Annotated in this window: 17 protein-coding genes, 3 rRNA genes and 1 pseudogene; 6 read left to right on the forward strand and 15 right to left on the reverse strand. The window is 67.4% G+C overall.

The window, feature by feature from the left end; translation table 11 throughout:
- Positions 1–56: 56 nt before the first annotated feature.
- Positions 57–2,197: pseudogene (locus LIV37_RS29885) on the reverse strand (fructose-specific PTS transporter subunit EIIC).
- 519 nt (positions 2,198–2,716) lie between these two features.
- Between LIV37_RS29885 and ahcY the strand changes: the two are divergent.
- The 5 genes from ahcY to rrf all read left to right on the forward strand — a co-directional run bounded on the left by ahcY (position 2,717) and on the right by rrf (position 10,732).
- Positions 2,717–4,174 (forward strand): adenosylhomocysteinase, encoded by a 1,458-nt coding sequence (ahcY, locus tag LIV37_RS29890; protein ID WP_020870822.1) that lies wholly within the window; start codon positions 2,717–2,719, stop codon positions 4,172–4,174.
- Between the two features lie 137 nt (positions 4,175–4,311).
- A complete protein-coding gene (locus LIV37_RS29895; protein WP_020870823.1) occupies positions 4,312–4,929 on the forward strand; it encodes a hypothetical protein in 618 nt (205 codons plus the stop codon).
- Between the two features lie 652 nt (positions 4,930–5,581).
- A 16S ribosomal RNA gene (locus tag LIV37_RS29900) occupies positions 5,582–7,108 on the forward strand.
- A gap of 282 nt (positions 7,109–7,390) precedes the next feature.
- Positions 7,391–10,511, forward strand: a 23S ribosomal RNA gene (locus LIV37_RS29905).
- A 104-nt stretch (positions 10,512–10,615) separates the two neighbouring features.
- Positions 10,616–10,732 (forward strand): 5S ribosomal RNA (rrf, locus tag LIV37_RS29910).
- The 16S, 23S and 5S rRNA genes sit together here, the layout of an rRNA operon.
- A gap of 309 nt (positions 10,733–11,041) precedes the next feature.
- Here the strand turns inward: rrf and LIV37_RS29915 are convergent.
- Entirely contained in the window at positions 11,042–12,307 is a 1,266-nt protein-coding gene (locus LIV37_RS29915; protein WP_121824347.1) for a DUF7544 domain-containing protein, read from the reverse strand.
- A 149-nt stretch (positions 12,308–12,456) separates the two neighbouring features.
- On the opposite strand from LIV37_RS29915, the gene mtnA reads away from it, so the two are divergent.
- Complete coding sequence (gene mtnA / locus LIV37_RS29920; protein ID WP_121824346.1) at positions 12,457–13,614, forward strand: S-methyl-5-thioribose-1-phosphate isomerase; 1,158 nt, start codon at positions 12,457–12,459, stop codon at positions 13,612–13,614.
- Positions 13,615–13,682: 68 nt separating this feature from the next.
- Here mtnA and LIV37_RS29925 read toward each other — a convergent pair whose 3' ends face one another.
- From LIV37_RS29925 to LIV37_RS29985, 13 genes are all read right to left on the reverse strand, one after another.
- Entirely contained in the window at positions 13,683–14,888 is a 1,206-nt protein-coding gene (locus LIV37_RS29925) for a tyrosine-type recombinase/integrase (RefSeq protein WP_020870826.1), read from the reverse strand.
- Entirely contained in the window at positions 14,888–15,091 is a 204-nt protein-coding gene (locus LIV37_RS29930; protein WP_309471206.1) for a helix-turn-helix domain-containing protein, read from the reverse strand. The genes LIV37_RS29925 and LIV37_RS29930 overlap by 1 nt, the downstream gene beginning before the upstream one ends.
- 504 nt (positions 15,092–15,595) lie before the next feature.
- Positions 15,596–17,071: an ATP-binding protein gene (locus LIV37_RS29935; protein ID WP_121824344.1), complete on the reverse strand. Its 1,476-nt coding sequence runs from the start codon at positions 17,069–17,071 to the stop codon at positions 15,596–15,598.
- Between the two features lie 2 nt (positions 17,072–17,073).
- On the reverse strand, positions 17,074–17,970 hold the full coding sequence (locus tag LIV37_RS29940; RefSeq protein ID WP_121824343.1) for a bifunctional DNA primase/polymerase: 897 nt from the start codon (positions 17,968–17,970) through the stop codon (positions 17,074–17,076).
- Positions 17,971–18,052: 82 nt separating this feature from the next.
- The gene (locus tag LIV37_RS29945) at positions 18,053–19,330 is read right to left on the reverse strand and encodes a DNA cytosine methyltransferase (protein ID WP_020870830.1); all 1,278 of its coding nucleotides are present in this window, start codon (positions 19,328–19,330) and stop codon (positions 18,053–18,055) included.
- Positions 19,331–19,412: 82 nt separating this feature from the next.
- Positions 19,413–19,685 (reverse strand): hypothetical protein, encoded by a 273-nt coding sequence (locus LIV37_RS29950; protein ID WP_020870831.1) that lies wholly within the window; start codon positions 19,683–19,685, stop codon positions 19,413–19,415.
- Positions 19,682–20,182 (reverse strand): AAA family ATPase, encoded by a 501-nt coding sequence (locus LIV37_RS29955; protein WP_020870832.1) that lies wholly within the window; start codon positions 20,180–20,182, stop codon positions 19,682–19,684. The genes LIV37_RS29950 and LIV37_RS29955 overlap by 4 nt, the downstream gene beginning before the upstream one ends.
- Before the next feature lie 14 nt (positions 20,183–20,196).
- Positions 20,197–20,520 carry a hypothetical protein gene (locus LIV37_RS29960; RefSeq protein ID WP_020870833.1) on the reverse strand — a complete coding sequence of 108 codons (324 nt, stop codon included), beginning with the start codon at positions 20,518–20,520 and terminating at the stop codon, positions 20,197–20,199.
- 41 nt (positions 20,521–20,561) lie between these two features.
- A complete protein-coding gene (locus LIV37_RS29965; protein WP_020870834.1) occupies positions 20,562–20,753 on the reverse strand; it encodes a hypothetical protein in 192 nt (63 codons plus the stop codon).
- Positions 20,754–20,991: 238 nt separating this feature from the next.
- Positions 20,992–23,346 carry a P-loop NTPase family protein gene (locus LIV37_RS29970; protein ID WP_121824342.1) on the reverse strand — a complete coding sequence of 785 codons (2,355 nt, stop codon included), beginning with the start codon at positions 23,344–23,346 and terminating at the stop codon, positions 20,992–20,994.
- Between the two features lie 77 nt (positions 23,347–23,423).
- Entirely contained in the window at positions 23,424–25,094 is a 1,671-nt protein-coding gene (locus tag LIV37_RS29975) for a hypothetical protein (protein WP_121824341.1), read from the reverse strand.
- A 76-nt stretch (positions 25,095–25,170) separates the two neighbouring features.
- Complete coding sequence (locus LIV37_RS29980; protein ID WP_020870835.1) at positions 25,171–25,374, reverse strand: hypothetical protein; 204 nt, start codon at positions 25,372–25,374, stop codon at positions 25,171–25,173.
- 517 nt (positions 25,375–25,891) lie between these two features.
- Positions 25,892–26,977 carry a hypothetical protein gene (locus LIV37_RS29985; RefSeq protein ID WP_020870837.1) on the reverse strand — a complete coding sequence of 362 codons (1,086 nt, stop codon included), beginning with the start codon at positions 26,975–26,977 and terminating at the stop codon, positions 25,892–25,894.
- Positions 26,978–26,994: the final 17 nt, after the last annotated feature.

Below are 26,994 nucleotides of genomic sequence, written 5' to 3' on the forward strand. Positions count from 1 at the left end.
ACGGTGCGCGCCGGACAGGCCGCCGGGGGGGGAGAGACCCCCCCCCCACCCCCGCCCTACCCAATCTCCCCGAGCACCCCCAAAATCCGCTCCACATCCCCCGCCTCAACAACCGCTCCCGAAACTCCTCAGCCATCAACTTCCGCGACAGCGACGCCAGAATCCGCAGATGCTCATCCCCCGCATCCGCCTCCGGCACCGCGATCATGAAGACCAGCCGAGCCTTCGTCCCATCCGGCGCACCCCACTCGATCCCCTCGGGGGAACGCGCGAAGCCGACGACCGGAGCGGTCACCGCATCCGTCTTGGCATGCGGAATCGCGATCTCCTCGCCGAGCCCGGTCGTGCCCTGGTCCTCCCGGGCAAACGCGGCCCGCACCAGCTCCTCCGCATCCGTGACCTTGCCGGTCGCGGCCAGCAGCTCAGCCATCTCACGGATCGCGGCGTCCTTACCGTCGGCCGCCAACCGCTCCTTCACGGTCTGCTCGGTGAGATACCCGGACAGCACCTGCCCCGCAGGAACGGCCCCGACCTCGCCGACCCCACCGGTCACCCCTTGGGAAGCGACCGCCTTACGGGCACCAGCGGCACCGCTCGCCTCCCCGGTACGGTCACCGCCGCCCACTCCGGCAAGAACTGGCTCTGCCGCGCCCGACGACGCCCCGGAGGAACCACCCGCGGCGGCACCCGCAGCACCCACGCCACCCGCAGCACCGTCCGAATCCACAGCACCCCCACCCACTGACATCAACCCAATCGTCACCAACGCCGTCACCGCAGTACCCACCACCACCGCGACAAAGAACATCGGCACCCCACCGACCGCACCGAGCACCGCCACAATCGGCCCCCCATGCGGCACGTTGTCCTCGACCGACGCCACCCCGGCTATCGCCCCGGCGACCGCGCCACCCACCATGTTCGCCGGAATGACCCGCGCAGGACGCGCCGCCGCGAACGGAATCGCGCCCTCCGTGATGCCGAAGAAGCCCATGAAGAGCGCCGCGAGCCCGGTCTCCCGCTCCTGGTCGTCGAACATCCGGCGGCGCAGCAGCGTGGCCAGCCCCTGGCCCAGCGGCGGCACCGGAATGGCCGCCGCACACGCCCCCATGACCTCGGGGTTCTTGGACACCAGCCCGGCACCGAAAAGGAACGCCGTCTTATTGACCGGACCACCCATATCGAACGCGATCATCAGCCCGAGAATGATGCCGAGCACCGCCGCACTCGTGCCGGTCAGCCCGCCGAGCCAATCGGTGAGCTGCTCGAAGACCCAGGAGATCGGCTCGCCGAGGACGTAGATGAAGAAGAGGCCGAGCGCCGAGGTCGCCACGATCGGGATCACAATGATCGGCATGATCGGCTGGACGAACTTCGGAACCTTGACCCGCTTGATCCACAGCACCAGATAACCGGCCAGGAAGCCGGTGACGATCGCCCCGATGAACCCGGCGCCCGCCTCACTGTCGTACAGCTCGCCGTGCGCCGCGATCCAGCCGCCCACCATGCCGGGCACCAACGCGGGCCGGTCCGCGATGGCGTAGGCGATATAGCCGGACAGGGCCGGGATCATCAGCTCGAAGCCGATGCTCCCGATGTCGTTGACCGTCTTCCAGAAGGAGTCGTCGGGGATGACGATGCCCTTGGACGTCGTATCACCGCCCAGGGCCAGCGAGACCGCGATCAGCAGACCGCCGACCACCACGAACGGGATCATGTACGAGACACCGTTCATGAGCGCCTTATAGGTGACGCTGCGCCCCTTACTGCCGCCACCGCCACCACCCCCGGAAGCCGCCGCCCCCGAGGCGCCGCGCCCGGCACCAGAGCCGTCGCCCTCGTACACCGGCGCGTCCAGCACCTGCTCGATCAGCCGCTGTGGCCGGTGAATGCCGTCGGCGACCCCGACGACAAGCACTCTCTTACCGACGAAACGACTGCGGTCGACGTCCTTGTCGGCGGCGATGATGATGCCGTCGGCCTAGCTGACATCGTTGTCAGACAGTACGTTCTCGGCCCCGATCGAGCCTTGGGTCTCCACCTTCATGCTGTGGCCGAGCGACTCCGCCGCCTGGGCCAGCTTCTCAGCGGCCATATAGGTGTGGGCGATACCCGTGGGACACGCGGTCACCGCGAGCAATTTGAGCCCCGGTCCGCTGGCCCCCGCACCGTTGGGGGGATCGGCTGGACTGGTCACGTGGTTCTCCTTAACGCGTTGAGCGGACGCGGGAAGCTGCCAGCGTCCCCGCGCTCGCGGCATCGTGCAATACATCCGGCCGGGATCAAAGCGACGGGCTGAACCCGGAAACGGCGCGACCGTGGCCCTGGAACGACGCGCCCGCCGACCTTCGAAGCAGCGCGCCCGACCCGTCCCCAAAGCGGCGTGCCCGACCCGTCCCCAAAGCGGCGTGCCCGACGCGCCCCAAGCAGCGCACCCGTCGCCCCTGGTCATAGCCGTACGGCCGAAGATGACCGATGGGGGCTGGGGTTCGCTCCGCCGATCGGTGTAGATTCGTGACCGAGCCAGACGTCGCTGCTGATGGCGGTCGGGCGGCCCGCATCCCGGGTCGGCCGAGGGAGAGAGGGCCTCCGACGGACTGCGCACTGTGAGGTAGAAGGGGACAGGTGTGCCCGCTGTCATGGGGGCCCTGCCCGACGCCTCGCATGCCCAGCCGAACCACTCTCGCTCGCACACGATCGAGGAGGAGCAGCACTTATGACGACAGCCGTCTCCGGTCAGGACTTCAAGGTCGCGGACCTCTCCCTGGCTGCCTTCGGCCGTAAGGAGATCACCCTCGCCGAGCACGAGATGCCCGGCCTGATGGCGATCCGTAAGGAGTACGCCGAGCAGCAGCCGCTGGCCGGCGCCCGTATCACCGGCTCCCTGCACATGACGGTGCAGACCGCCGTGCTGATCGAGACCCTGGTCGCCCTCGGCGCCCAGGTCCGGTGGGCCTCCTGCAACATCTTCTCCACCCAGGACCACGCCGCGGCCGCGGTCGCCGTCGGCTCCGAGGGCACCCCGGAGAACCCGCAGGGCATCCCGGTCTTCGCCTGGAAGGGCGAGACCCTGGAGGAGTACTGGTGGTGCACGGAGCAGGCGCTGACCTGGCCCGGCACCCCCACCGGCGGGCCCAACATGATCCTGGACGACGGTGGCGACGCCACCCTCCTCGTCCACAAGGGCGTCGAATACGAGAAGGCCGGCGCCGCCCCTGACGTCGCCACCGCCGAGAACGACGAGCACCGCGTCATCCTCGAGCTGCTGAACCGCACCATCGCGGAGAGCCCGCAGAAGTGGACGCAGCTGGCCTCCGAGATCCGCGGGGTCACCGAGGAGACCACCACCGGCGTTCACCGCCTCTACGAGATGCAGCGGGACGGCACGCTGCTCTTCCCGGCGATCAACGTGAACGACGCGGTCACCAAGTCCAAGTTCGACAACAAGTACGGCTGCCGCCACTCCCTGGTCGACGGCATCAACCGCGCCACCGACGTGCTGATCGGCGGCAAGGTCGCGGTCATCTGCGGCTACGGTGACGTCGGTAAGGGCTGCGCCGAGTCGCTGCGCGGCCAGGGCGCCCGGGTGATCATCACCGAGATCGACCCGATCTGCGCGCTTCAGGCCGCGATGGACGGCTACCAGGTCGCCACCCTGGACGACGTCGTGGAGACCGCCGACATCTTCATCACCACGACCGGCAACAAGGACATCATCCTGGCCGCGGACATGGCCAAGATGAAGCACCAGGCGATCGTCGGGAACATCGGCCACTTCGACAACGAGATCGACATGGCCGGGCTCGCCGCCCTTCCGGGCATCGTGAAGGACGAGGTCAAGCCGCAGGTCCACACCTGGACCTTCGCCGACGGCAAGACGATCATCGTGCTCTCCGAGGGCCGTCTGCTGAACCTCGGCAACGCGACCGGCCACCCGTCGTTCGTGATGTCCAACTCCTTCGCGAACCAGACCATCGCCCAGATCGAGCTCTACACCAAGCCGGAGTCGTACCCGACCGACGTCTATGTGCTCCCCAAGCACCTGGACGAGAAGGTCGCCCGCCTCCACCTGGACGCGCTCGGCGCCAAGCTGACCACGCTCCGGCCCGAGCAGGCCTCCTACATCGGCGTCCCGGTGGAGGGCCCGTACAAGCCCGACCACTACCGCTACTGATCGCATCCGCTGATCGCACCGGCGCCGCCGACCCCACCGTCGGCGGCCGCTGACCCGGCCCCCGCCCCCGGCGGGGGCCCAAGGGCCCGTCCGCGCCATCCGGCCGGGCGGGCCCCACGCTCGTCAAGGACCTCACCATGCCTCGCGGCCGCTACTCCCTCCACGACCCGCACGATCACGCCCCCCTGGGCGAGGAGCACTTCCAATGCGCTCCCGGCCCCAGCGGATGGCGCTATGTCGCACAGCGGACCTCACCCTCCGGCGACCACACGGGATCCGTGGACCTCACCCTCGACGAGCTCGGCCGCCCGCTCAGGGTGGAACTGCACGCGTCCAGCTGGCAGGTCAGGGGCGCCGCTCTGGACGGGGTCACCTGGGTCCGCACGGACCCCACCGGGGAGCACGCGACCGAGGGCAACGTCCGCGCCCACTCCTTCACCGGCGCCTCCCCGGCCTTCCTGGTCGCGGTCTCCCGACTGCTGCGCCTGGAACCGGGCGGCGGTGCCGTCCGTGTACGCCTCGTGGCCTTCACGGATCCGGTCCTCGCGCCCCTCACCCTGGATCAGTCCTGGGCTCTCCTCGACAGAACCGGTCACACCACCGACACCGGGCCACTCGTTGTGGACGAGTACCAGGTCAGTGAGGTGGACACCGGCGAGGTCCGGACGGTCCACATCGCCGGCGACGTGGTGCTCGCCGCCCCCGGTATCGAGCTGGAGCACCTGGAGAGCCCACCGTCGTCCTTCGCGGCCTGACGGCCATCCCACCCCCTCTGACCTGCGGCGTTGAAAAACTTCCGGGAACCTATTGACCCGGGGAGCACCGGCGCGTACGTTTGAAGGTCGCGGCGAACGGAGTGCACAGACGCTCCGGCCGGACCGCACTCAAGAATCTTGCCCGGAGTCCTTGACCAAGGTAGTCCGGGGAGGTAGGTTTAAACGGTTGTGGTGAGCAGAGTCTGCTCACCCCCCAAAGCGCATCTGAACCGCTCCGCAGACGGATGGAAATCCAAACGGAGCACCTTTTGACACCCGCAGGCATCACGCGAAGCCGATTAGGTTCGGCGGATGATCGTCTGCTAAAGTCGAAAACACGCCGAAAGGCAAGGCCTTCTAACGGCCACCGGAAACGGAATTCGGATCGGAAACGACCGGAAATCGGATCTGGTAAGGTTGGAAACACCGAAGGGAAGCGCCCGGAGAAGCCGGTGAAACGGTTTCGAAGGAAGCGTCCGTTCCTTGAGAACTCAACAGCGTGCTAAAAGTCAACGCCAGATATGTTGATATCCCGTCCATTCTTGGACGAGGTTCCTTTGAAGAAGAACACAGCGAGGACGCTGTGAACCATCGGATTTATTCCTCCGGTGGTTCCGCTCTCGTGATGTGTTGCCGGGATATCCCGGAAGCATTCACGGAGAGTTTGATCCTGGCTCAGGACGAACGCTGGCGGCGTGCTTAACACATGCAAGTCGAACGATGAACCGGTTTCGGCCGGGGATTAGTGGCGAACGGGTGAGTAACACGTGGGCAATCTGCCCTGCACTCTGGGACAAGCCCTGGAAACGGGGTCTAATACCGGATATGACTACCGACCGCATGGTCTGGTGGTGGAAAGCTCCGGCGGTGCAGGATGAGCCCGCGGCCTATCAGCTTGTTGGTGGGGTGATGGCCTACCAAGGCGACGACGGGTAGCCGGCCTGAGAGGGCGACCGGCCACACTGGGACTGAGACACGGCCCAGACTCCTACGGGAGGCAGCAGTGGGGAATATTGCACAATGGGCGGAAGCCTGATGCAGCGACGCCGCGTGAGGGATGACGGCCTTCGGGTTGTAAACCTCTTTCAGCAGGGAAGAAGCGCAAGTGACGGTACCTGCAGAAGAAGCGCCGGCTAACTACGTGCCAGCAGCCGCGGTAATACGTAGGGCGCAAGCGTTGTCCGGAATTATTGGGCGTAAAGAGCTCGTAGGCGGCTTGTCGCGTCGGATGTGAAAGCCCGGGGCTTAACCCCGGGTCTGCATTCGATACGGGCAGGCTAGAGTTCGGTAGGGGAGATCGGAATTCCTGGTGTAGCGGTGAAATGCGCAGATATCAGGAGGAACACCGGTGGCGAAGGCGGATCTCTGGGCCGATACTGACGCTGAGGAGCGAAAGCGTGGGGAGCGAACAGGATTAGATACCCTGGTAGTCCACGCCGTAAACGTTGGGAACTAGGTGTGGGCGACATTCCACGTTGTCCGTGCCGCAGCTAACGCATTAAGTTCCCCGCCTGGGGAGTACGGCCGCAAGGCTAAAACTCAAAGGAATTGACGGGGGCCCGCACAAGCGGCGGAGCATGTGGCTTAATTCGACGCAACGCGAAGAACCTTACCAAGGCTTGACATACATCGGAAACATCCAGAGATGGGTGCCCCCTTGTGGTCGGTGTACAGGTGGTGCATGGCTGTCGTCAGCTCGTGTCGTGAGATGTTGGGTTAAGTCCCGCAACGAGCGCAACCCTTGTTCTGTGTTGCCAGCATGCCTTTCGGGGTGATGGGGACTCACAGGAGACTGCCGGGGTCAACTCGGAGGAAGGTGGGGACGACGTCAAGTCATCATGCCCCTTATGTCTTGGGCTGCACACGTGCTACAATGGCCGGTACAATGAGCTGCGAAGCCGTGAGGTGGAGCGAATCTCAAAAAGCCGGTCTCAGTTCGGATTGGGGTCTGCAACTCGACCCCATGAAGTCGGAGTCGCTAGTAATCGCAGATCAGCATTGCTGCGGTGAATACGTTCCCGGGCCTTGTACACACCGCCCGTCACGTCACGAAAGTCGGTAACACCCGAAGCCGGTGGCCCAACCCTTGTGGAGGGAGCTGTCGAAGGTGGGACTGGCGATTGGGACGAAGTCGTAACAAGGTAGCCGTACCGGAAGGTGCGGCTGGATCACCTCCTTTCTAAGGAGCACATAGCCGACTGCGGGCAGATGTCCTGCACGGTTGCTCATGGGTGGAACGTTGACTATTCGGCACACTTGGCCTGCTCTGGTCGCTAGTACTGCTTCGGCGTGGAACGTGATAGAGGGGGGCGAGGGTGTCGGGCACGCTGTTGGGTGTCTGAGGGTGCGGGCAGGAATGCTGCTTGTGTCTTCGGGCCGGTCCCGGTGTACCACGCCAAGGGTGTGGGTGACGGGGTACGGGTCGTTGTTTGAGAACTGCACAGTGGACGCGAGCATCTGTGGCCAAGTTTTTAAGGGCGCACGGTGGATGCCTTGGCACCAGGAACCGATGAAGGACGTGGGAGGCCGCGATAGGCCCCGGGGAGCTGTCAACCGAGCTTTGATCCGGGGGTGTCCGAATGGGGAAACCCGGCAGTCGTCATGGGCTGTCACCCATACCTGAACACATAGGGTATGTGGAGGGAACGCGGGGAAGTGAAACATCTCAGTACCCGCAGGAAGAGAAAACAACCGTGATTCCGGGAGTAGTGGCGAGCGAAACTGGATGAGGCTAAACCGTATGTGTGTGATACCCGGCAGGGGTTGCGCGTACGGGGTTGTGGGTTCGTACTTCAGTCGTCTGCCGGCGGCTGGGTGAGTCAGAAATTGTTGATGTAGGCGAAGGGCATGCGAAAGGCCCGGCGTAGAGGGTAAGACCCCCGTAGCTGAAATGTCAGCAACTTGCTTGTGCGATACCCAAGTAGCACGGGGCCCGAGAAATCCCGTGTGAATCTGGCGGGACCACCCGCTAAGCCTAAATATTCCCTGGTGACCGATAGCGGATAGTACCGTGAGGGAATGGTGAAAAGTACCGCGGGAGCGGAGTGAAATAGTACCTGAAACCGTGTGCCTACAAGCCGTGGGAGCGTCGCCGTGTTCTTCGGAGCACGGTCGTGACTGCGTGCCTTTTGAAGAATGAGCCTGCGAGTTTGCGGTGTGTTGCGAGGTTAACCCGTGTGGGGGAGCCGTAGCGAAAGCGAGTCCGAATAGGGCGATTTAGTAGCGCGCTCAAGACCCGAAGCGGAGTGATCTAGCCATGGGCAGGTTGAAGCGGAGGTAAGACTTCGTGGAGGACCGAACCCACCAGGGTTGAAAACCTGGGGGATGACCTGTGGTTAGGGGTGAAAGGCCAATCAAACTCCGTGATAGCTGGTTCTCCCCGAAATGCATTTAGGTGCAGCGTCGTGTGTTTCTTGCCGGAGGTAGAGCACTGGATAGGCGATGGGCCCTACCGGGTTACTGACCTTAGCCAAACTCCGAATGCCGGTAAGTGAGAGCGCGGCAGTGAGACTGTGGGGGATAAGCTCCATGGTCGAGAGGGAAACAGCCCAGAGCATCGACTAAGGCCCCTAAGCGTACGCTAAGTGGGAAAGGATGTGGAGTCGCAGAGACAACCAGGAGGTTGGCTTAGAAGCAGCCATCCTTGAAAGAGTGCGTAATAGCTCACTGGTCAAGTGATTCCGCGCCGACAATGTAGCGGGGCTCAAGCGTACCGCCGAAGTCGTGTCATTGCAGTATGTGGTCCAACGATCGCTGTGATGGGTAGGGGAGCGTCGTGTGCCGGGTGAAGCAGCCGTGTAAGCGAGTTGTGGATGGTTCACGAGTGAGAATGCAGGCATGAGTAGCGATACACACGTGGGAAACGTGTGCGCCGATTGACTAAGGGTTCCTGGGTCAAGCTGATCTGCCCAGGGTAAGTCGGGACCTAAGGCGAGGCCGACAGGCGTAGTCGATGGACAACCGGTTGATATTCCGGTACCCGCTTTGAAACGCCCAGTATCGAATCCTCTGATGCTAAGGCCGTGAAGCCGCCCTGATCTCTTCGGAGTTGAGGGGAGTGGTGGAGCCGCTGATCCAAGGTGGTAGTAGGTAAGTGATGGGGTGACGCAGGAAGGTAGTCCAGCCCGGGCGGTGGTTGTCCCGGGGTAAGGGTGTAGCCCGAGGGGTAGGTAAATCCGTCTCTCATGTGGGTGAGACCTGATGCCGAGCCGATTGTGGTGAAGTGGATGATCCTATGCTGTCGAGAAAAGCCTCTAGCGAGTTTCATGGCGGCCCGTACCCTAAACCGACTCAGGTGGTCAGGTAGAGAATACCGAGGCGTTCGGGTGAACTATGGTTAAGGAACTCGGCAAAATGCCCCCGTAACTTCGGGAGAAGGGGGGCCATTGCTGGTGATGGGATTTTCTCCTTGAGCTGGTGGTGGCCGCAGAGACCAGCGAGAAGCGACTGTTTACTAAAAACACAGGTCCGTGCGAAGCCGTAAGGCGATGTATACGGACTGACGCCTGCCCGGTGCTGGAACGTTAAGGGGACCGGTTAGTCGACTTTCGGGTCGGCGAGGCTGAGAACTTAAGCGCCAGTAAACGGCGGTGGTAACTATAACCATCCTAAGGTAGCGAAATTCCTTGTCGGGTAAGTTCCGACCTGCACGAATGGCGTAACGACTTCTCGACTGTCTCAACCATAGGCCCGGTGAAATTGCATTACGAGTAAAGATGCTCGTTTCGCGCAGCAGGACGGAAAGACCCCGGGACCTTTACTATAGCTTGATATTGGTGTTCGGTTCGGCTTGTGTAGGATAGGTGGGAGACTGTGAACTCTGGACGCCAGTTCGGGGGGAGTCATTGTTGAAATACCACTCTGGTCGTGCTGGATGTCTAACCTGGGTCCGTGATCCGGATCAGGGACAGTGTCTGGTGGGTAGTTTAACTGGGGCGGTTGCCTCCTAAAGGGTAACGGAGGCGCCCAAAGGTTCCCTCAGCCTGGTTGGCAATCAGGTGTTGAGTGTAAGTGCACAAGGGAGCTTGACTGTGAGACCGACGGGTCGAGCAGGGACGAAAGTCGGGACTAGTGATCCGGCGGTGGCTTGTGGAAGCGCCGTCGCTCAACGGATAAAAGGTACCCCGGGGATAACAGGCTGATCTTCCCCAAGAGTCCATATCGACGGGATGGTTTGGCACCTCGATGTCGGCTCGTCGCATCCTGGGGCTGGAGTCGGTCCCAAGGGTTGGGCTGTTCGCCCATTAAAGCGGTACGCGAGCTGGGTTTAGAACGTCGTGAGACAGTTCGGTCCCTATCCGCTGTGCGCGTAGGAGTCTTGAGAAGGGCTGTCCCTAGTACGAGAGGACCGGGACGGACGAACCTCTGGTGTGCCAGTTGTTCTGCCAAGGGCATGGCTGGTTGGCTACGTTCGGGAGGGATAACCGCTGAAAGCATCTAAGCGGGAAGCCTGCTTCGAGATGAGGGCTCCCACCCACTTGATGGGTTAAGGCTCCCAGTAGACGACTGGGTTGATAGGCCAGATATGGAAGCCGGGTGACCGGTGGAGTTGACTGGTACTAATAGGCCGAGGGCTTGTCCTCAGGTGCTCGCGTCCACTGTGTTGGTTCTGAAGCAACGAACCGTCCGACCCCCATACTTCTATGTTTTTGGGTGTGGGTGGGTCCGGTGGTGTGTTTCATAGTGTTTCGGTGGTCATTGCGTTAGGGAAACGCCCGGTTACATTCCGAACCCGGAAGCTAAGCCTTTCAGCGCCGATGGTACTGCAGGGGGGACCCTGTGGGAGAGTAGGACGCCGCCGAACAATATTTAGCCTCGGTCCCGAGCATTATGTGCTCGGGACCGAGGCATTTTTGCGTTCCCGCTCGATCGGATGTTCCACCGGATCGAGTGAAAGAGCATCAGCGCTCTGGCGCTGCGTGGTCGATGTCACGCAGAGTAGTCGGTGAGGGTCGGTCAGACTATCCGTTGACGGTCAGTCAAGAGGCCCAAGGGGCAGCGGAGCTGTGCGCCGAGCGGGCGGAGGGGGAGGTGATGGCCTGTGAGTATGACGGGCTGTGCGGTGAGGGGGCGCAGGGTGACGCCCCGTTCGTCCCCGCCTGTTGTTATGCCGTCAGTTCCAGGACGTGGAGCCGACGGTCGGCTGGTCCTCGCCATGACCTTCTGCCGAGTCTCCCGGCATCCCCGCGGCGCGGGTGAGCTCGAGGTCGAGGGCCTCGCGCCGGATGCGCTGGTCCATGTAGAGGAGGGCTGTCACGCCCGCGCTGATCGGGAAGGTGATGGTCGAGCTGATCACTCCGCCGACGCCGACCACGATGAGGAAGGTCCAGCCGACGGAGACGGATTCGCCGGACAGCCAGTCCATGGCGTTGTCCCCGCCGATCACCATGGCGACCAGGCTGGTGGGGATCTCGACGATGGCGCCGACGATGAAGACCAGGACGACGGCCAGCAGTTGGATGCCGAAGACGCGCCCCCACGAGCCGCGCACCAGCTTGAAGGAGCGTCGCAGGGCCTTGATGATCCCCTGCTTCTCCAGCATCAGCGCGGGAGCGGCGAGGCTGAAGCGGACCCAGAGCCAGGCGGCGACGCATGCCGCGGCGAGCCCGCCCAGAGAGGCCAGCGCGGCACCCTCGCTCGGCACGCCCGCGACGGCCAGCAGCAGACCCGGCGTCATACCGGCGGCGATGACGGCCGCGGCGATGGTGGGGATCAGCAGGAGCAGCCCGCACAGCTGAAGGAGGTGCGGCCGGGCACCGGCCCATGCCTCCTTGGTGGACACGGTCCGGCCCAGCACCGCCCGTGCGGCGACCACGGTCAGCAGGGCGGTGGTGACGATCGTTCCGAGGACGCCGAGCAGCAGGGTGACTCCGCTGTCTCCGAGGGTGTCGCCGACGGCGCGCAGCGCCTGGCCGACGGTGGCGTCCGGATCGTCGAGGACATCGCTCTCGTTCCCTCGGGCGTCGTTGAACCACAGCCCCGTGGCGGCCGTGATCAGACCTTGGGTGGCGATCGAGACGATCAGCGAGATAGCGAGGACCGTGCGCCAGTGGGCGCGCATGATGGCCACCGCACCGTCCAGGATCTCGCTGACGCCCAGCGGCCGCAGCGGAATGACACCGGGGCGGGGAGCGGACGGCTGACGCCGGCCGGCGCCCCATCCGCCACCCGGCGCGGGAGCGGGCGGCACCGGTGGTGGCGTGCGGCCTCCCGATGCGGCCCAGCGGCCGGGCGGCGGCTGGCGGCGGGCCCACTGTTCGCCCCATGCTCGCTGCTCCGGGGCGGGCTGGTCGGCGGGCTCGCCCTGCTGCTGAGCGCCGTGGTCCGGTTCGTCGGAAGGGGACGATCCGGGCGGGGCCCAGCCCGGAGAGTCGTTCATCGTCGCTCCGTAGGTTGTTCGTTGACCGGCCGCGGCGTCCGCGGCGGGCGGATGTCAGCCATCGTGCCACGGTGCGCTCCACCCCGTGCCGGTCACTGGGGGCGGTCCGACACTTCAATAGTCGGTGGCGCACAAGGCAAACTGGGCGGATGGCTGATCAGCATCCGGTGTCCCCGGAAGGCTCCATACCTCCCATCGCCCTGGCGCTGCGCTGGGAGGAGCCCCCAGAAGGACCCGTACTGGTACTTCTCGACCAGACCCGGCTGCCCGCCGAAGAGGTCGATCTGGTGTGCACCGATGTGCCGGCGCTGGTGGAGGCGATCCGCTCGCTCGCCGTGCGTGGCGCCCCGCTGCTCGGCCTCGCCGGGGCATACGGGATCGCGCTCGCCGCGGCCCGCGGCTTCGATGTGGACGAGGCCGCCGAATCGCTCGCCCATGCCCGTCCCACGGCCGTCAACCTCGCCTATGGCGTCCGCCGTGCCGTCGCCGCGTATCACGCCGCGCTCCGGGACGACGCGGACGATGCTCAGGCCGCCGCGGCGGCCCTTGCCGAGGCCCGTGTTCTGCACCGGGAGGATGCCGAGGCCAGCGAACGCATGGCGGCCCGTGGTCAGGCGCTGCTCGAAGAGCTGCTGCCTGCCGGGGGCCATCGGATCCTCACCCACTGCAACACCGGCGCCCTGGTCTCCGGAGGCGAGGGGACCGCCCTCGCCGTGGTCAAGGCGGTGCACCGGGCGGGGCAGCTGCGGCGGCTCTGGGTGGACGAGACCCGGCCCCTGCTCCAGGGGGCACGGTTGACCGCGTACGAGGCGGCGCGCGCCGGGATGGCGTACACGCTGCTCGCCGACAACGCGGCGGGCTCGCTCTTCGCGACCGGCGAGGTGGACGCGGTGCTGGTCGGCGCGGACCGGATCGCCGCGGACGGCTCGGTGGCCAACAAGGTGGGCAGCTATCCGCTCGCGGTGCTGGCCCGCTACCACCATGTGCCGTTCGTGGTGGTAGCCCCGACCACCACGGTGGACCCGGCCACCCCCGACGGAGCCGCGATCGAAGTCGAACAGCGTCCTGGATATGAAGTGACAGACATCACAATTCCGTATGTCCCCATCGCCGGGCAGGAGGTGAGCACCGGAGTGCCGGTCGCTCCGCTGGGCACACAGGCCCACAATCCGGCCTTTGACGTCACACCACCGGAGTTGGTGACGGCGATCGTCACCGAGGACGGTGTGATTTCCCCGGTCACCGCGGACGGTATCGCCGAGCTGTGGGCCAGGTCACGATCGGGTAATGGGATGATGTCGGAGTGAGCCGCGATTTTGGCCCCTCTACCTGCGCGGATGCGCGGGCAGAGGGGCCGTGACATCTCCGGATGACATCAGTCGGGCTGTTCGTCATCCTCGGCTGTCACCGTCTGCAACCGGTCGAGGCGATCCGGTTGCCGGAGCAGTAGGTCAAGCTGACCAATCGCCTCGATAACGTCCGGGTCCAGTGCCTCGGCATAGATGTCCAACGTGGTCGAGATCCTGCTGTGCCGCAAGACGGCCTTGACGATCCTCGGGTGCACCCGGAGATGCACCAGCAGGGTGCCGCATGACTTCCTGAGCCCCTTGGGGTTCATCTTGCCGAGTCCGGCGCTGCCAGTGACCCGCTGGACGGTCTGATACAGGCAGTCGGCTTGCAGCGGCTGCCCCGTGCGGGTGACGAACACGTGCCCATCGGGATCGTCCGTCCAGGGCCGGCCGCTCGCCAGAGCGCGCTCCCGCAGCCAGGCCGTACGCATGCGCTGCCAGCGAAGCGGCGCGATGCACTGAGCGGGCAGGGGGAGCGGTGCTCTCGACGTCTCGGTTTTGGTCTCGACGTCGATGGTGCCGGCGCTCGTACGCTGCCGCTGCTGCTCCACCCACAGCACGCGCTTTTCGAGGTCTATGTTCTCCCAGCGCAGACCGCAGATCTCAGCGCGGCGTAGACCGAGCAGGGGAATCAGCAGCAGCGCCGGGTAGTAGACCGTCCGCCGCCGCGCCTCGGCGAGGAAGCGCAGGACCTTGACCGCGTCCCAGCTCTTGCCGCTGTCAGTGGATGCCCGGACGTGTACGAGCTTGGCAACGTTCCGGGTCAGCCCGATGTCTTCCACCATGGCGGCGGTCAGCGACGCCTTGAGGACGCGGTGGGCATGGCGGGCGGTCTTGGCGCCCTTATCCTCGGCGAGCTTGGTCATGACGGCCCGGAGCTCTTTGACTCCGAGCTTGAGCATCACCTTCCGGCCGAGCCGCGGACGGAGGTGGAGCCGGACGGCGCTTTCGTACGTCCGGTGACTCCCGTCCGAGAGGCTGGGCTTCACGATGGACGTCAACCAGTAGTCGAACCAGTCGCCCATGGTCATGTCCCTGGTGGGAGTCGGAACGCCGTTCTGAACCCGTTCGATCAGCTTGCGGCGCTTCGCGTCGCACTCGTCGTAGTCGTTGCCGTAGGCGAACTTGCGCTTGGTGGTGCCGTCAGGCTGCGGCACGTAGACCGCAGCCTGATACCGCCCGTCACTGCGCTTCGTGACGGTGCCCGCACCGTTGGGGCGGCGGCGTGCCATCAGTGGTTTTCCTCCATTCGCCTGCGGATGAACGCCGGGATCTCGGCGGCGGGTATGCGGCGCGCCCTGCCGATGGTGAAGCTGCGCAGCTCACCGGAGCGGATGAGGTCGTAGAGCGTGTCCCGGCCGATCCGCAGTGCTGTCATCGCTTCGCGGGGGGTGAGGGCTTCGGTGGACTCGTCAAAGGGCGCGGGTGTGGTCACGGCGCTCAAGGCGGTGTCTCCTTGCGAGAAATGTGTCCAGGCGTCGAGAGGGCCGATGCGGACTTTCCGGGGTGGGGGCCTGCCTCGGGAGTTCGCGTCTGTCCGAAGCGCGGATTTCTGCGTCATTGCGTCATCAGCGTCATTTGGGCTTTTGGCCTGACGTTTTGTGTGACGCAGTGGCCAGCGGGTGCGTCATCGACGCGTCATGGGCTGCGTCATCGGGTGACGCAGGTGACGCAGGATGACGCAGAGGTCGCCGTCTGCGTCATGCCTGTATCCGCTGGTCAGGGGCCGTTTTTCCGCCTGCATGACGCAGATGACGCAGCGTCTTCCCTCTTAGGACAAAAGAGAGGGTGTCTGTTGTGGTGCGGTGCGGCTCAGGGCGTGAAGAAGGAGCCGCTGCGCGGCGCGCCCTTTGGGCGGCGTTCCGCCGAACAGCAAGAGGAGCACGCCTCGGCGCGGGGTGCTCCTCTTGCTGTTCGGGAGCGAGCGCGTGGTCGCGGGTCAGAACACCGGCTTCTGCTCGTGTGGGGGCGGGGCCGGTTGGCGGGTCATTTCGAGGTAGCGGCCCTCGCTGGTGCGGCCCCAGTCGATGAGGACGCTACGGGCGGCAAGCGTCGGCTGGAGGCGCTTGAGCCGATCCGAGAGGACCTTTCCCGTGGTCGGCCATCCCTTGGGCAGGGGACGCAGTTCGTCGCCGCTGTAGAGGCGGGTGAGGCAGTGCAGCCACTCGGTGGAGGTCATCCGCTGCGCCGTACCCGGCTCAATGGTGTCCGCATACCGCAGGACGGTCTGCGCGAGGAGATCGCCTTCGATCACGTCGTCGTTCAGGTCGTCCAGACTGGCCCGGTAGGCGTTGAGCGCTCCGAGGCCGGTGGCCGCATCGAGCTGCGCACACAGGTGCGCGAAGTCCGCCATCCGCAGGTCCGTGGGGGTCTCCGCCTCGACTGCGCGGACCTTGACCGTGAGGTCCAGGAGAGACCCGAGAACGACGGGCAGAACTTCCGCGTACTCCGCCCACAGCTCGGCTTCGGTGCGCCGGACGCGGGGCCGCTCCAGACGCAGAGGCAGGAGCCGTTCCGCGAGGTCGGGCCGGATTACGCCCACGTCGATGCCTGTCAGGAGCAGGGGACGGCGGTAGCGGGCGCGGAAGACGTCCCCGTCGGTGAACAGGGCGCGTTTGATGGTCTCGGCTCCGGTGACGATGCAGCACATGGCGTCGGACAGGTCCGGCGCCAGGTGGGAGAGGTTGTCCAGGGCCGTGACCCATCCGGCCGCCACCGCCGCGATCAGGTTCTCCTCATCCTTCGGAGCCCGGCGCAGGTCACCACTCATGCCCTCGATGATCCTCACGAGCATCCGCCCGCCAGTGGATTTGCCTGCCCCCTGCGGGCCCGTGAGGAAGGGGGCGGGGACGGGCACGGACGGCCCGAGGCAGCCGATCAGCCAGGCGATGGCCAGGCACTCGGTCTCCGCGTTGGCGAAGTTGCACAGCCGTAGCAGCAGATCGATGCCCTTGCCGTCGGTGTCCTTGGCGGGCAGGGGGAGTTCCCCGGTGAGCTGGGTGCGTCGCCAGCACACCTCGCGCGGGTCGGGGACGACGATGTCCCATCCGGTGGGGTGGATGCGGACGGACTGTCCGTCGTTGCGGCCCAGGTCCAGCCAGGTCGCTCCGTCGAACCCGGGGGCGACGCGGATGTGGACGGGTTGGACGTCCTCGGTCAGTGCGAGTGCTTCGATCAAGTCCAACGCCTCCTTGAGTGCAGTTCCGTTGAACACGCCCCGCCCGTCCCTGAACAGGCCAACCAGGAGTTCCTGGCGGTGGCTGCCCGTGGTGCCTTGGGAGCGGATCGGGCGGGCCACGGGGTGGCCGTTCTTCTGCGCGTACACGGTTCCGTCGGCGGTGCGGAAGTACCGGAAGTGCGCCTGTGCGTAGTCGGTGATGACCTCGCGGGCGGGGTTCTTCTCGTCGTCGGACATGGTCACAGTCCCAACGTGGTGCGGGCGTTGGTCCACGCGTCGGTGCAGTGCCGGGCCGATTCGCCCTTGGCCTGAGCGGCGGTGAACAGTCGCGCGATGTGAGCCTCGGTGAGGCAGCCGCACCGGCCATGGGTGGACAGCACGGCGAGGAACGCCCGGTAGACCGTGGCGTGGATCGCGCTGCGGGCCTCGGTGATGCGCTGCTCGGCCATGGCGATGCCACGGTCCAGGTAGGTGGGCGTGCGATGAGGGCACACCCTTTCCCCGGCGGCCCATGCGGGCATGGCGATGGACTGCGGGGCCGACCGGACGGTGGGGGGCTCCTTCACGGCCAGCGCGCGCACGACGTCCGGCAGGGCCGCCGTGGTGCCGGTGCCGGGGCCGAGCCACCGGGCGTAGGCCATCGTGGACTTGATGTCGATGCCGTCGCGGACTGCGTTTACGGAGCGCATGGCGCCCTGGTAGATCCAGTGTTCACCGCGGGTCGTGGGCACGATCCGGGTGGCGGGCAGGGTCTGGCGGGCCCATGTGACGGCTGCGGTGTCGTCGAGGTCCACCACGGTCAGCCCGGCGCCGCCGGGGTGGTAGGCGACCGTCACGGCCTCCCGCCACGCCGACGCCCACACGGGCGAGGCGATGACGGACGGGTCGGTGGTGGCGGCGGCCCACGCGTGGCAGGGACCGGGGCACTGGCAGGGGCCCGCGTCCTTCATGTTCGGCCGCCCGCCACAGGCGGCCCTGCCGGTCCGGGGGTCCTTCGCGCAGGTGCGGCAGTTCCCGAACGGGACCTTGCCCCTGCGCAGGGGCAGCACCGGCAGACCAGCCGCGGCCAGCTCCAGCGCGGTCCGCAGCGGCGACAGGGCGGGAGGGTCTCGCCGGATGACGGCGGGTTGGGTCATGCTGGATGTCTCCAGTTCTGTTGATGGATCGGGAGACCGGGGCGGCCGTGACTTTGGCGAGAGACGGCCGCCCCAGCCGTGTCTAGGCGATGCTCAGGCTGAGCTGGGACGGGGCGGGGCCTGCGGCTTCGGGGGCGAGGGTGCCGAGCAGTGCCCGGTAGGCGTGGGCGGCCTGGTGGATGACGACGCCGTTGCCGAGGATCTTGAGCTGGTCGGAGCGGGACAGCCCGAGGTCCGTGCTGGTGACCCAGCCGGGATCGGCGCCCATCATCCATTCCACGAAGGCAGGGGACAGGCGGCGGTTGCCTTTGGTGCCCGGTTCGGTCGGCTCGGGTGCGGGGCGGCCGAGGACGGCTTCCCAGCGGTGGATGGCGGGTCCGTAGTCGGTGCCGTTGGTGGCTACCCACCGGCCGTCCAGGCGTACGGCTTGGCCGGGGAGGTAGTAGTTTCCGGCCCTGTCGCGCTGGTTGGGCCCGCCGTGCGGTCCGTCGGATGCCTTGGGGGTGGGCAGCAGATCGCGGACCAGGTACTCAATCGAGGGGCGCGAGCTCGCACCCTGCGATGCGGACCGGTTGCGGCCGTAGCGGCAGGCAGTCGGGGTGGGCAGCAGGGTCACGGCGGTCCGTAGGTTCATGCCGCCCTGCCGTTTGGGGGAGATGCCGGGGCCGCCGGTTCCGTCGGCGGCGGCGGGGGTGGGCAGCAGGGTCATTCGGCCGTCGGGGGCAGCAAGAAGACCACTTCGTCCTCCAGCGTGGGCCCGTGTCCGCCCGCTTTGCGTTTGTCCGGGTGCTGGGGCCCGCCGTTGCGTCCCAGCTGGGAGGTGGGGGTTTTCAGCAGCGGGATACGCGATGGCGAACCAGCGGTCTCGGCGGTGGCAGGCTCCGACTTCGGGATCTCCAGCGCGTAGGCACATCCATCGCGCGTCGTACCCGCACGCGGCCAGGTCGGCGGCGACGACGTCGAGTCCGCGGCTGCGGAGGGCGGCGACGTTTTCCAGGAAGACGATTCGGGGTCGAAGATGGCGAATGGCGTGGGCGATGGTTTTCCAGAGTCCTGAGCGGTCACCGGCGATGCCTCCCCGAGGTCCGGCGTTGGAGATGTCCTGGCAGGGAAAGCCGGCGGTCAGTGCCTCCGGGCGTGGCAGCGAGGCGGCCAGGTCCGCCCAGTCGACGGCCGTGATGTCGCCCAGGTTCCGGGCGTGGGGCAGGCGGGTGGCCAGCAGCCGGGATGCGGCTGGGTCCTTCTCGCCGACCATGACCGTGGGCAGGCCGGTGACCGCTTCCACGGCCAGGTCCAGCGCGCCGGATCCGGTGCACAGGCTGATGTTGCCGCTCTCCGGCGGCACGGTGCGATGGGTCATGCTGGATGTCTCCAGTTCTGTTGATGGATCGGGAGACCGGGGCGGCCGTGACTTTGGCGAGAGACGGCCGCCCCAGCCGTGTCTAGAACGGGGGCTCGGCCCACGGGTCGGCGTCGGGGCGCTGCCGGCGCAGCCACCGGGGGCAGCGCGGGAGGGGCAGCAGGGTCCAGCAACGGCTTTGGTCCCAACAGGTGCAGGGCTCCCAGTCGGTACCCGCGTATTCGCCGGTCTCGTAGTCGCCGTAGTCGTGTGCGGTGCCGCCGTCTCCGTCGCAGTCGGGGCAGTCGGGGCGGGGCGTGTCGGTGAGGATCAGGGCCCGGCGGCAAGCTGAGAACTGGATGCGCAGCCGGGTCATGCGGTTCGCCCTCCAAGGTGTGCCGGGGTCTGCGCGAGGTCGACGGTGCGGATGTCGGTGAATCCCTCGATGGCCAACTGCTCCGCTGTGGGGGTCGTCTGGTGCAGCTCGCGCACCACGTCCTGCGGGACTTGGCGGGTGCGGGCGGCGTTGCGTGCCTGGCAGATGGCCAGCGGCAGCTCGAAGAGGATGGCCACGGCGGGGCGCTGGTAGTAGCGGGCGTGGGCGAGGAGTCCGGCGCGGACGTGGGGCAGCACGTTGGTGCTGTCCACGACGGTGGTCAGGCCGCGTGCGAGTCGAGCCTCCAGCAGGAGGTTTTGGATCTGGGCCGCCGTGGGTGTGGCGGACTGGTCGGCGGCATTGTCGGTCGCCATCTGGCGGTAGTCGTCCAGGCACAGACGGCCGGTCGGGAAGTGACGGCGGGCATAGGTGGACTTGCCCGCTCCAGGCGGGCCGACCAGGACGATGAGGCTTCCTGAGAGGTGCGGAGTTTCCATACGGCTGGCGTTCCTCACTTCTTGGACTGGGCGAGCTTGAGGGTGATGCCGCCGACGCCGAGGGGTCCGGCGGTGGCTCCGGCGATGGCGGTTGCGGTGTGGGTGGCGACGTCCATCAGCCAGCACAGGGCGGCGGCCAGTCCCCAGCCCCCGGCGACGACGGCCCCGGCGATGGCGAACGGGATCAGGACGCGCTGCCACGGGAAGCCGGTGGGGTTGGTGTCGTTGACGACGATGACGACCGGCTGTCCGCTGGCTTGTGCGCGTTGGTAGACGTCGGCGGGTATGTGTGGGGCGATGTGCCCGGGGATGGTGTGGTGCGGGTCAGGCGGTTGCATAGCTGCCTCCGGGGCCGGTTGGTGCGGGTGGTCGGGGTGTGTCAGCCGATGTGGCTGAGGGAGTCCGCGAGGGACTGCAGGGCGTCGTTGATCGTGGGGGCGGCGCCGGTGGAGGCAAGGCAGAAGCCGAAGAGGGCGGCGATGGTGGCGCCGCCGGGGCCGAGGTGGCGGTTGCGGAGCATGAGGGCCAGGAGGGCTCCGAGGAGGAGCACGGTGGACAGGGAAACGATCACGGCAGCTCCTTACTGAACGTGACGAGCGAGGCTGTGAGGGTGTGGGGGTCCCACGGGAAGCGAGGAAGGAAATCGAGACCGCCTGAATCCGTCCGAGGGGCGGATTCGTGGGTGGCCGTGTGGGACCCCCACAGCCCCCACACGCAGGTCACAGACCCCCACAGGCTGTGGGCCCCCCACAGAGCCTGTGGGGGGCGTTGTGGGGGACGTGGGGGTCTGCGTGTGAGAGGGGCGCCGGTTACCGTGCGTCGCGATAGCGGCGGATGGCTTCGGCGAGGGTCTCGGCGAGGTAGCCGGTGCGCGGCTCGCTCTTGCCGACCCGGACGGTGCCTTTGCCGGGCCGTTCGACACCGACCGCGCGCAGGATGCGGCCGAGCTCGGTACCCAGCTCGGTGGCGCCGAGGCCGAGTTGCTCGGCGAGGTCGGCGGTGTGCATACGCCCGCCCGCGGCCCTCACGGCGTCGTGCGCGCGCTGGAGCAGCGGCGGAACGCGGTCGGGCTCGTCGCCATCGGTGGTGTTGCTGGTCTCGGGGGGTTCGGTGCGGCTGTAGGAGAGGTTGAGGCCGCGGGGCCGCTCGCGGTCCGTGCGGTCGGCGGGGCGGGTGCGGTCGGGTTCCTCGGTGGTGCCGTAGGTCTGATCGATCTCGGCGAGGAACCGGGCTGCGAGCTCATCCGGATCGTCCTTGGCCTGGCGCTGGTAGGACAGGTTCAGTGACCTGTGACGCCTCTCGCTGTCGTCACCGGCCGCCGGCGGTTCGGGCTTGTCCAGGACCGCGGTCGCCGTTCCGGCCGCGCCGGGAGCCTGGTCCTCGTCGGTCTCGCCGTTCCTGACGGCCTCGGCTGCTGTGGCGAGCCAGCCCGCTCGCTGCGGGCTCCACCGCTCGCGGTAGTCCGCCCCTGCTGCCTCGACCGAGACCTGATCCAGGGTGGGGCGGCGGTCGTTGGTGGCGAGTACCACGCGGCGCACCATGGACGGGAGGGATTTCCAGCCCTTGAACTCGGTGGGGGCGAAGCCGTTGGCGCCGCTGTCGCCGATGATGCCGGCGCCCTTCTCGTTGAGCTGGTTGCTGTCGATGCGCGCCTTGGGGAAGAGCTTGCCGACGTTGTGGCCGGAGTTCTCGCCGGAGGTCAGCGCGAGGGACAGCGGGGAGAACCGCTTGACCACGGTGTCGCCGATCGTGTTGAGGTTGCCGTCCACGGCAGTGAGGACCTTGCGGATGCCCATCGCGCGGGTGGTGCGCATGACTTCCTTGATGAGTTCGGCCAGCTCCCGCTTCTCCGGCTCGCGCCGGTTGTTCGCGTGCGCCAGGGCCTCGGCACCCTCATCAATGACGATTTCGATCTGTGGCAGCTCGGGGGAGATGGGCAGCAGGGTGGTGTCCTGCTGCCGCATCAGCTTCTGATACCCCAGCTGACGGGCCTTGTTGATGCGCAGCGCGGCCTTGAGCAGCCGGATCGCTTCTTTGGGCGTGGCCGCGAGCCAGTCCACCCCCGGCCGGGTACCGGCCGGAGCGGGGTTGTCCGGGTCGTCGGGCTCGATGAGGCCCTGTGCTTCCAGCCAGGGGGTGACCCAGGGGATGCCGATCGCGCCCTGCTTGAGGTCGATGACCCAGATCAGGACGTCGGTGCAGCGGACGAATCCGGCGAGGATGACGTCCATGAACGTCGACTTGCCCGATCCGGGCGGGCCGAGCAGCAGCGCGCACGCCTCCCGAAGGAAGACGCGGATCTCCTCCCCATTGGGACGGAGGCACCAGGGGATGCCGGTGAGGATCGACAGGGGGCTGTAGTCGTCGGGGTAGAGCTTCTCCTCCCGCATGATGTTCTTGGTCATCACATCCAGGACGACCAGCCCTTGTGCGGCGCCTTCCTCGACATGGACGGTGCAGCCCAGCGGCAGGCGGGCGTCGGCAGCGAGGGCGCGGGAGCGGGAGCTGATGCGGTCCCAGGTCGCCGCGCCGCCGGGCAGCTCGGCTTCGACGGAGAATCCGGCGCCGGTGTCCCAGAACTCCACCGCGACGACCTTGACGTCCACCATGCAGGCCCGGCGGATGCGGTCCTGCCATTCGGTGGCGATCGTGCGGCGGCGGCCGTCCATCTCAGCGGCGGCGGCCCGCGCCTGGGCGGTGAACCGCTCCTCTTCGGCGGCTTCTTCCCAGGCGGCGGTGTGGGAGGCGGCTGCCCCGATGCCCACACCGAGGGCGGTCAGCGTTCCGGCCGCCGCCCACGACAGCGGCCCATGCGCCATGGCCCAGGCGGTCCAGCCTCCGGCCACCAGCCATGAGGCGGCGCGGGCTACGGCGGTGCGGAGGGTGAGTTTGCGGCGGACGCTGTGGCCGATACCGTGCCCCACGGCCCCGGCCGCGCCGATCAGCAGCGGCCAGCCCTCGGGCATCCCGGTCGCGGTGCCCAGCAGCGCAGCCGCCGCCGCGCCAGTGGTCGCCGACAGGGCCCCGGTGATCGGCCCGTGGCTGCGGGCCCAGTCCAGCGGCGGCAGCGTGCTGCCGGCGCCCGGGGTCTTGGTCTTCTTGGTGCTGGAGAGGTCGAGTTCCTTGGGGGTACGGCGTTCTCGGCTCATCGTCTTCTCTGTCACCTGGGGACTCCAGACGGAAAAAGGGACCGGGCCCGCACACCAGCGGTGTGCGGGCCCGTGCGGGGTGGTGGCGGGGGCTACTGGTTGTTGGTGGTGTCCCAGCCCTCTTCGGCGTTGTTGCGGGGCTCCTCGTGGCGCCGGATGTCCTGCTCGTGGACCACGCGGAAGGTGTCGAACGCGTCCTCGGCCTCATCGATGGCCAGTTGCAGCGCCTCGTAGATCGCGTCCAAGGAGGTGCCGACTTCCGGCTCCAGCGGGAATTCCTCATCCGCCTTCTGCGCGAGGATCGCGAAGGTCTTCGCCACGGACTCAAGGGCTTCGGGGAAGCCCTTGATCGTGTCGTGGACGTGCATCATCCCGTCCGGGTCGTAGTTCTTCGCCGCGGCTTCCATCTCGGATGCCGACTCGTTGAACAGGAAGCCGGGCCCGGCGGTGGTGGACATGGTGGAACCTCCTGTGCTGGTGCCTGCGTAGGCGTGATGGCTGCGGGGAGCGCGCCGGACCCTGGAGCCGATCGGTTCCTCGTCCTCGTCGGCGGCGGCGTTTTCGAGCGTGGTCTTGTGCTCGGCGCGGATGGTGATGTCGCGGTCTTCCCGGGCCCGCCGCGCCGCGGCGGCCAGCCGGGCGTAGACGCGCTGGCCCGGCCACATCAGCCAGCGCCAGCGCAGCCGGACCCCGATCGGGTGGGTGATCATCCCGATGGCGAAGAACGGCACGCTGATCGCGGCGGCCACGATCTTGCGGCCGTAGCAGCGCAGTGCGGAGGCGGTCAGCCGCCGCCACAACCGCCACCGGGCCCACGCCCGTTTCCGCAGCTCCCGCATCCCGGCCAACCGTCGCGCGGTGCGCTCATCCTTGGCCGCGCGAACGTGGGAGCGCATCCGGCGCATGGCCTGCCGCATCCGCTCCCGAGCCGAACCCACCAGGCCCCTGATGCCCCTGCCCCGGGCGCGCCGGTCGCGACGGCCGGCCGTCCCGGACTTCGGGGGCTTCGGGGACTTGGACAAGTTCAGCCGCTTGTCTCCCGGCCGCACGCGGCCGCTGGAGGAGGGACCCTTGCCTCTTGCTGCCCGCTGATCGGCTTTCCGAGCGGCCTTCGCCGCTCGCCGGGCGTCGCTCAGGTTCCGCCGGTCAGCGGTGTCCTGACGGCGCCGCTCGCCGCGCGTGGGGGCCGCCGCCTGACGCTCCGCACGGGCCGCCTTGACCGCGCCGAACGCGCCCTTGACGCCCCTGGGGTTCCGGCCAGCCTCGCCAGCCCGGAGCTTGGCCGCCTGACCTGATGCGCGCAGCGACCGGGCCCCACTTCGGCCCGCACTGCCCGGAGCCGTATGGGTGCCGTTGCCTCGGCCTCGGGGGCTGCCTCCGGCTCGGCCAGTACCGGCATGGGCCGCGCTGGAGCCGTGCCGGGCGCGGTGGCCGGTCTTCCTGTTGGCCCGGTTGGCGTCCTGCTTGGCCGTTGACCGGCGGCGCAGTGCCGCGGCACCGGCCGCGGTCGCGGCGATGCCGACGGCGGCAAGGCCGGTGACCGGGGCTCCGGCGGTGAGGACGGAGGCGGATACGGCGGCGACGGTGCTGTTGGCGCCGATGACCGTCAGCGGAACGGCAGGAAGGCCGCCTGGAGTATGCACCGGCCGCACGCCCGGACCATCCGGCTTGGCCGCCGGGGGGTGGTCGGGTGCGGGAGGTGCGTCGGGGATCTCTTCGTCATCGGTCGCGGTCTCGTCGGCGGTCAGGATGGTGTCGGACACTGGTCACACTCCTTTCCAGGAGCAGCAAGGGCGGCCCCGGTCGGGCCTGGACAGCGGGCCGGGGCCGCCCGGTGCGTCACTTCGAGTCGTTGAGGTAGTCCGCCAGAGCCAGCAGCGCGGTCGCCAACTGCGTTTCGACGGTCAGCGTGGCGGGGTCGTGGCTCTGGTGGGCGATCTGCGCGTTCTGGATGTGGTCATACGCCTGAGCGGCCAGCTCATCGGGCCGCAGACGCTTCAGCTCACGGACGGAGGTACGACCGGAGAACAGCCGAGCAATCACCGCGGGGTCCTTCCTGTCATCAGGACTGATGGGGGAATCGGTCTGTACTCGCCGCTCAGAGCCCGTTGGACTCCAGCGCGAAGAACATGACGTTGGCGTTGGCCAGCTCCGGGTGCGCCTGTGTGATCTCCTTGCGCAGCACCTCGTAGAGGTCGGCCCGGGTGTCACCGGGACGGGGCGTGAAGGTGTTGGCGAAGCGGCTTCTGCAGGGTCAGGATGAAGTGGTGCGAGCCCTGCTGCTGAGCGGCCGGACGGGCGGTCTGCTGAGTCTGGGCGGTCACTGCGGGTTTCTCCTGTCGCATCGGGTTGATCGGGCGGCGCGCGGCCTCTTGGCGGGCCGTGACCGCGTGGGATGTCGAGATCAGCTCGCCGGGTCTGCTCGCCGGGTCTGCGAGACTGCCGCTCGCCGGGGCTCACCGGGTCTGCTTCACTGGTGCGGTCGACTGCTTCCGGCAGTCGCAACGAGGGCCAGCCCAATTCCCGTGGGCTGGCCCTCATTGGTGGTGCCGGACGCTTCTCAAGCGCCGGATTCCTCGTGGGACATCAGCGAGCCCCACGCCCGGCGAATCCGCTGCTCCCCGCCGACGAAACCGGCCTCGCGGAAGGCGGCCACGGCCTGGCGGTAGGACAGCGGCGGGTCGTCGGTGTAGCGCAGGTGTCGCAGGACGACCACGAGCTGTTCATCGCTCAGCGGCTCCCCCACGACCGGAGTAGGCACACCGGCAACAGCCGCGATCTCCTCCAGCGTCACGGGGGGCTCCTCCGGGGGCGTCACGGGCGTGACGGGCTGCGACGGCACAGTCTCCAATTCGGGCGTGACCTGCGTGCCTCCATCCGTCACGGGGGGCGTGACGCCCGTGACGGGGGGTGTGACGCCCTCCTCGTCTGCGCCTTCGACCGCGTGCGGGGCCGGGGCGGGCGTGACGCCGTGGGCAGAGGGCGTGACGGGCGTGACGGGCAGGCCGAACATGCCCGCAAGCGCGGCGTCCGCGCCGTCCGTCATCCGCCCGCGCTGGACGTCGACCAGGTTCGCCCCGAGCAGGGCATCACCCGCACCGACCTTCTTCGCCAGCTTCCACGACTCCAACTCCGAGCCGTTGCGCGCCTTCTCGTCGGGGTGGTTGGCGGCGCGGGCGCGGTGGTAGGCGAGCCGCTGCATCACGGCCGCGTTCCGGCGCTGCGCTTCGGCGTCCACACCGGTGCGGTAGACCACGATCCGCCGGGCCAGCAGCCCCATGCCCTCCGCGGAGACGCACATGGCCATCGGGGTGACGGCGAACACCACCGCCTCCGTCACGGTCTTCGCGACCGCGGCACCGGTCAGAGAGGCCACCGCCGGCAGCGTCCACAACCCGATCCGCACGGCCGCCGGGGCCGACTGCCCCAGCATGGTCAAACCCACCAGGACCAGCGCCAGGACGAGCGTCGCGCCCTCGCCAGCCGCGACCACGCCCAGCGCGGTAGCCGACCGGTGGAAGACGGATGTGATGTTGCTGTAGGTGCCGACCCCGCCCATGCCGCCGAAGGCGACCATGGGCACCGCGGCGGCGCACAAGACGATCCTCTGTCCCCTGGACAGGGGCCTTTCCGGGGTGTCGCTCATTGGGAACTCCTGGTTCT

It is taken from the genome of Streptomyces rapamycinicus NRRL 5491 (assembly GCF_024298965.1).
Lineage (GTDB): Bacteria > Actinomycetota > Actinomycetes > Streptomycetales > Streptomycetaceae > Streptomyces > Streptomyces rapamycinicus.

Bases quoted from the DNA above. Each gene is read 5' to 3' on its own strand.
- LIV37_RS29940 (WP_121824343.1), bottom strand. From the start codon at position 17,970: ATGACCCAACCCGCCGTCATCCGGCGAGACCCTCCCGCCCTGTCGCCG.
- LIV37_RS29985 (WP_020870837.1), bottom strand. From the start codon at position 26,977: ATGAGCGACACCCCGGAAAGGCCCCTGTCCAGGGGACAGAGGATCGTC.
- LIV37_RS29960 (WP_020870833.1), bottom strand. From the start codon at position 20,520: ATGCAACCGCCTGACCCGCACCACACCATCCCCGGGCACATCGCCCCA.
- LIV37_RS29915 (WP_121824347.1), bottom strand. From the start codon at position 12,307: ATGAACGACTCTCCGGGCTGGGCCCCGCCCGGATCGTCCCCTTCCGAC.
- LIV37_RS29925 (WP_020870826.1), bottom strand. From the start codon at position 14,888: ATGGCACGCCGCCGCCCCAACGGTGCGGGCACCGTCACGAAGCGCAGT.
- mtnA (WP_121824346.1), top strand. From the start codon at position 12,457: ATGGCTGATCAGCATCCGGTGTCCCCGGAAGGCTCCATACCTCCCATC.
- LIV37_RS29950 (WP_020870831.1), bottom strand. From the start codon at position 19,685: ATGACCCGGCTGCGCATCCAGTTCTCAGCTTGCCGCCGGGCCCTGATC.
- LIV37_RS29935 (WP_121824344.1), bottom strand. From the start codon at position 17,071: ATGTCCGACGACGAGAAGAACCCCGCCCGCGAGGTCATCACCGACTAC.
- LIV37_RS29955 (WP_020870832.1), bottom strand. From the start codon at position 20,182: ATGGAAACTCCGCACCTCTCAGGAAGCCTCATCGTCCTGGTCGGCCCG.
- LIV37_RS29945 (WP_020870830.1), bottom strand. From the start codon at position 19,330: ATGACCCATCGCACCGTGCCGCCGGAGAGCGGCAACATCAGCCTGTGC.
- ahcY (WP_020870822.1), top strand. From the start codon at position 2,717: ATGACGACAGCCGTCTCCGGTCAGGACTTCAAGGTCGCGGACCTCTCC.
- LIV37_RS29895 (WP_020870823.1), top strand. From the start codon at position 4,312: ATGCCTCGCGGCCGCTACTCCCTCCACGACCCGCACGATCACGCCCCC.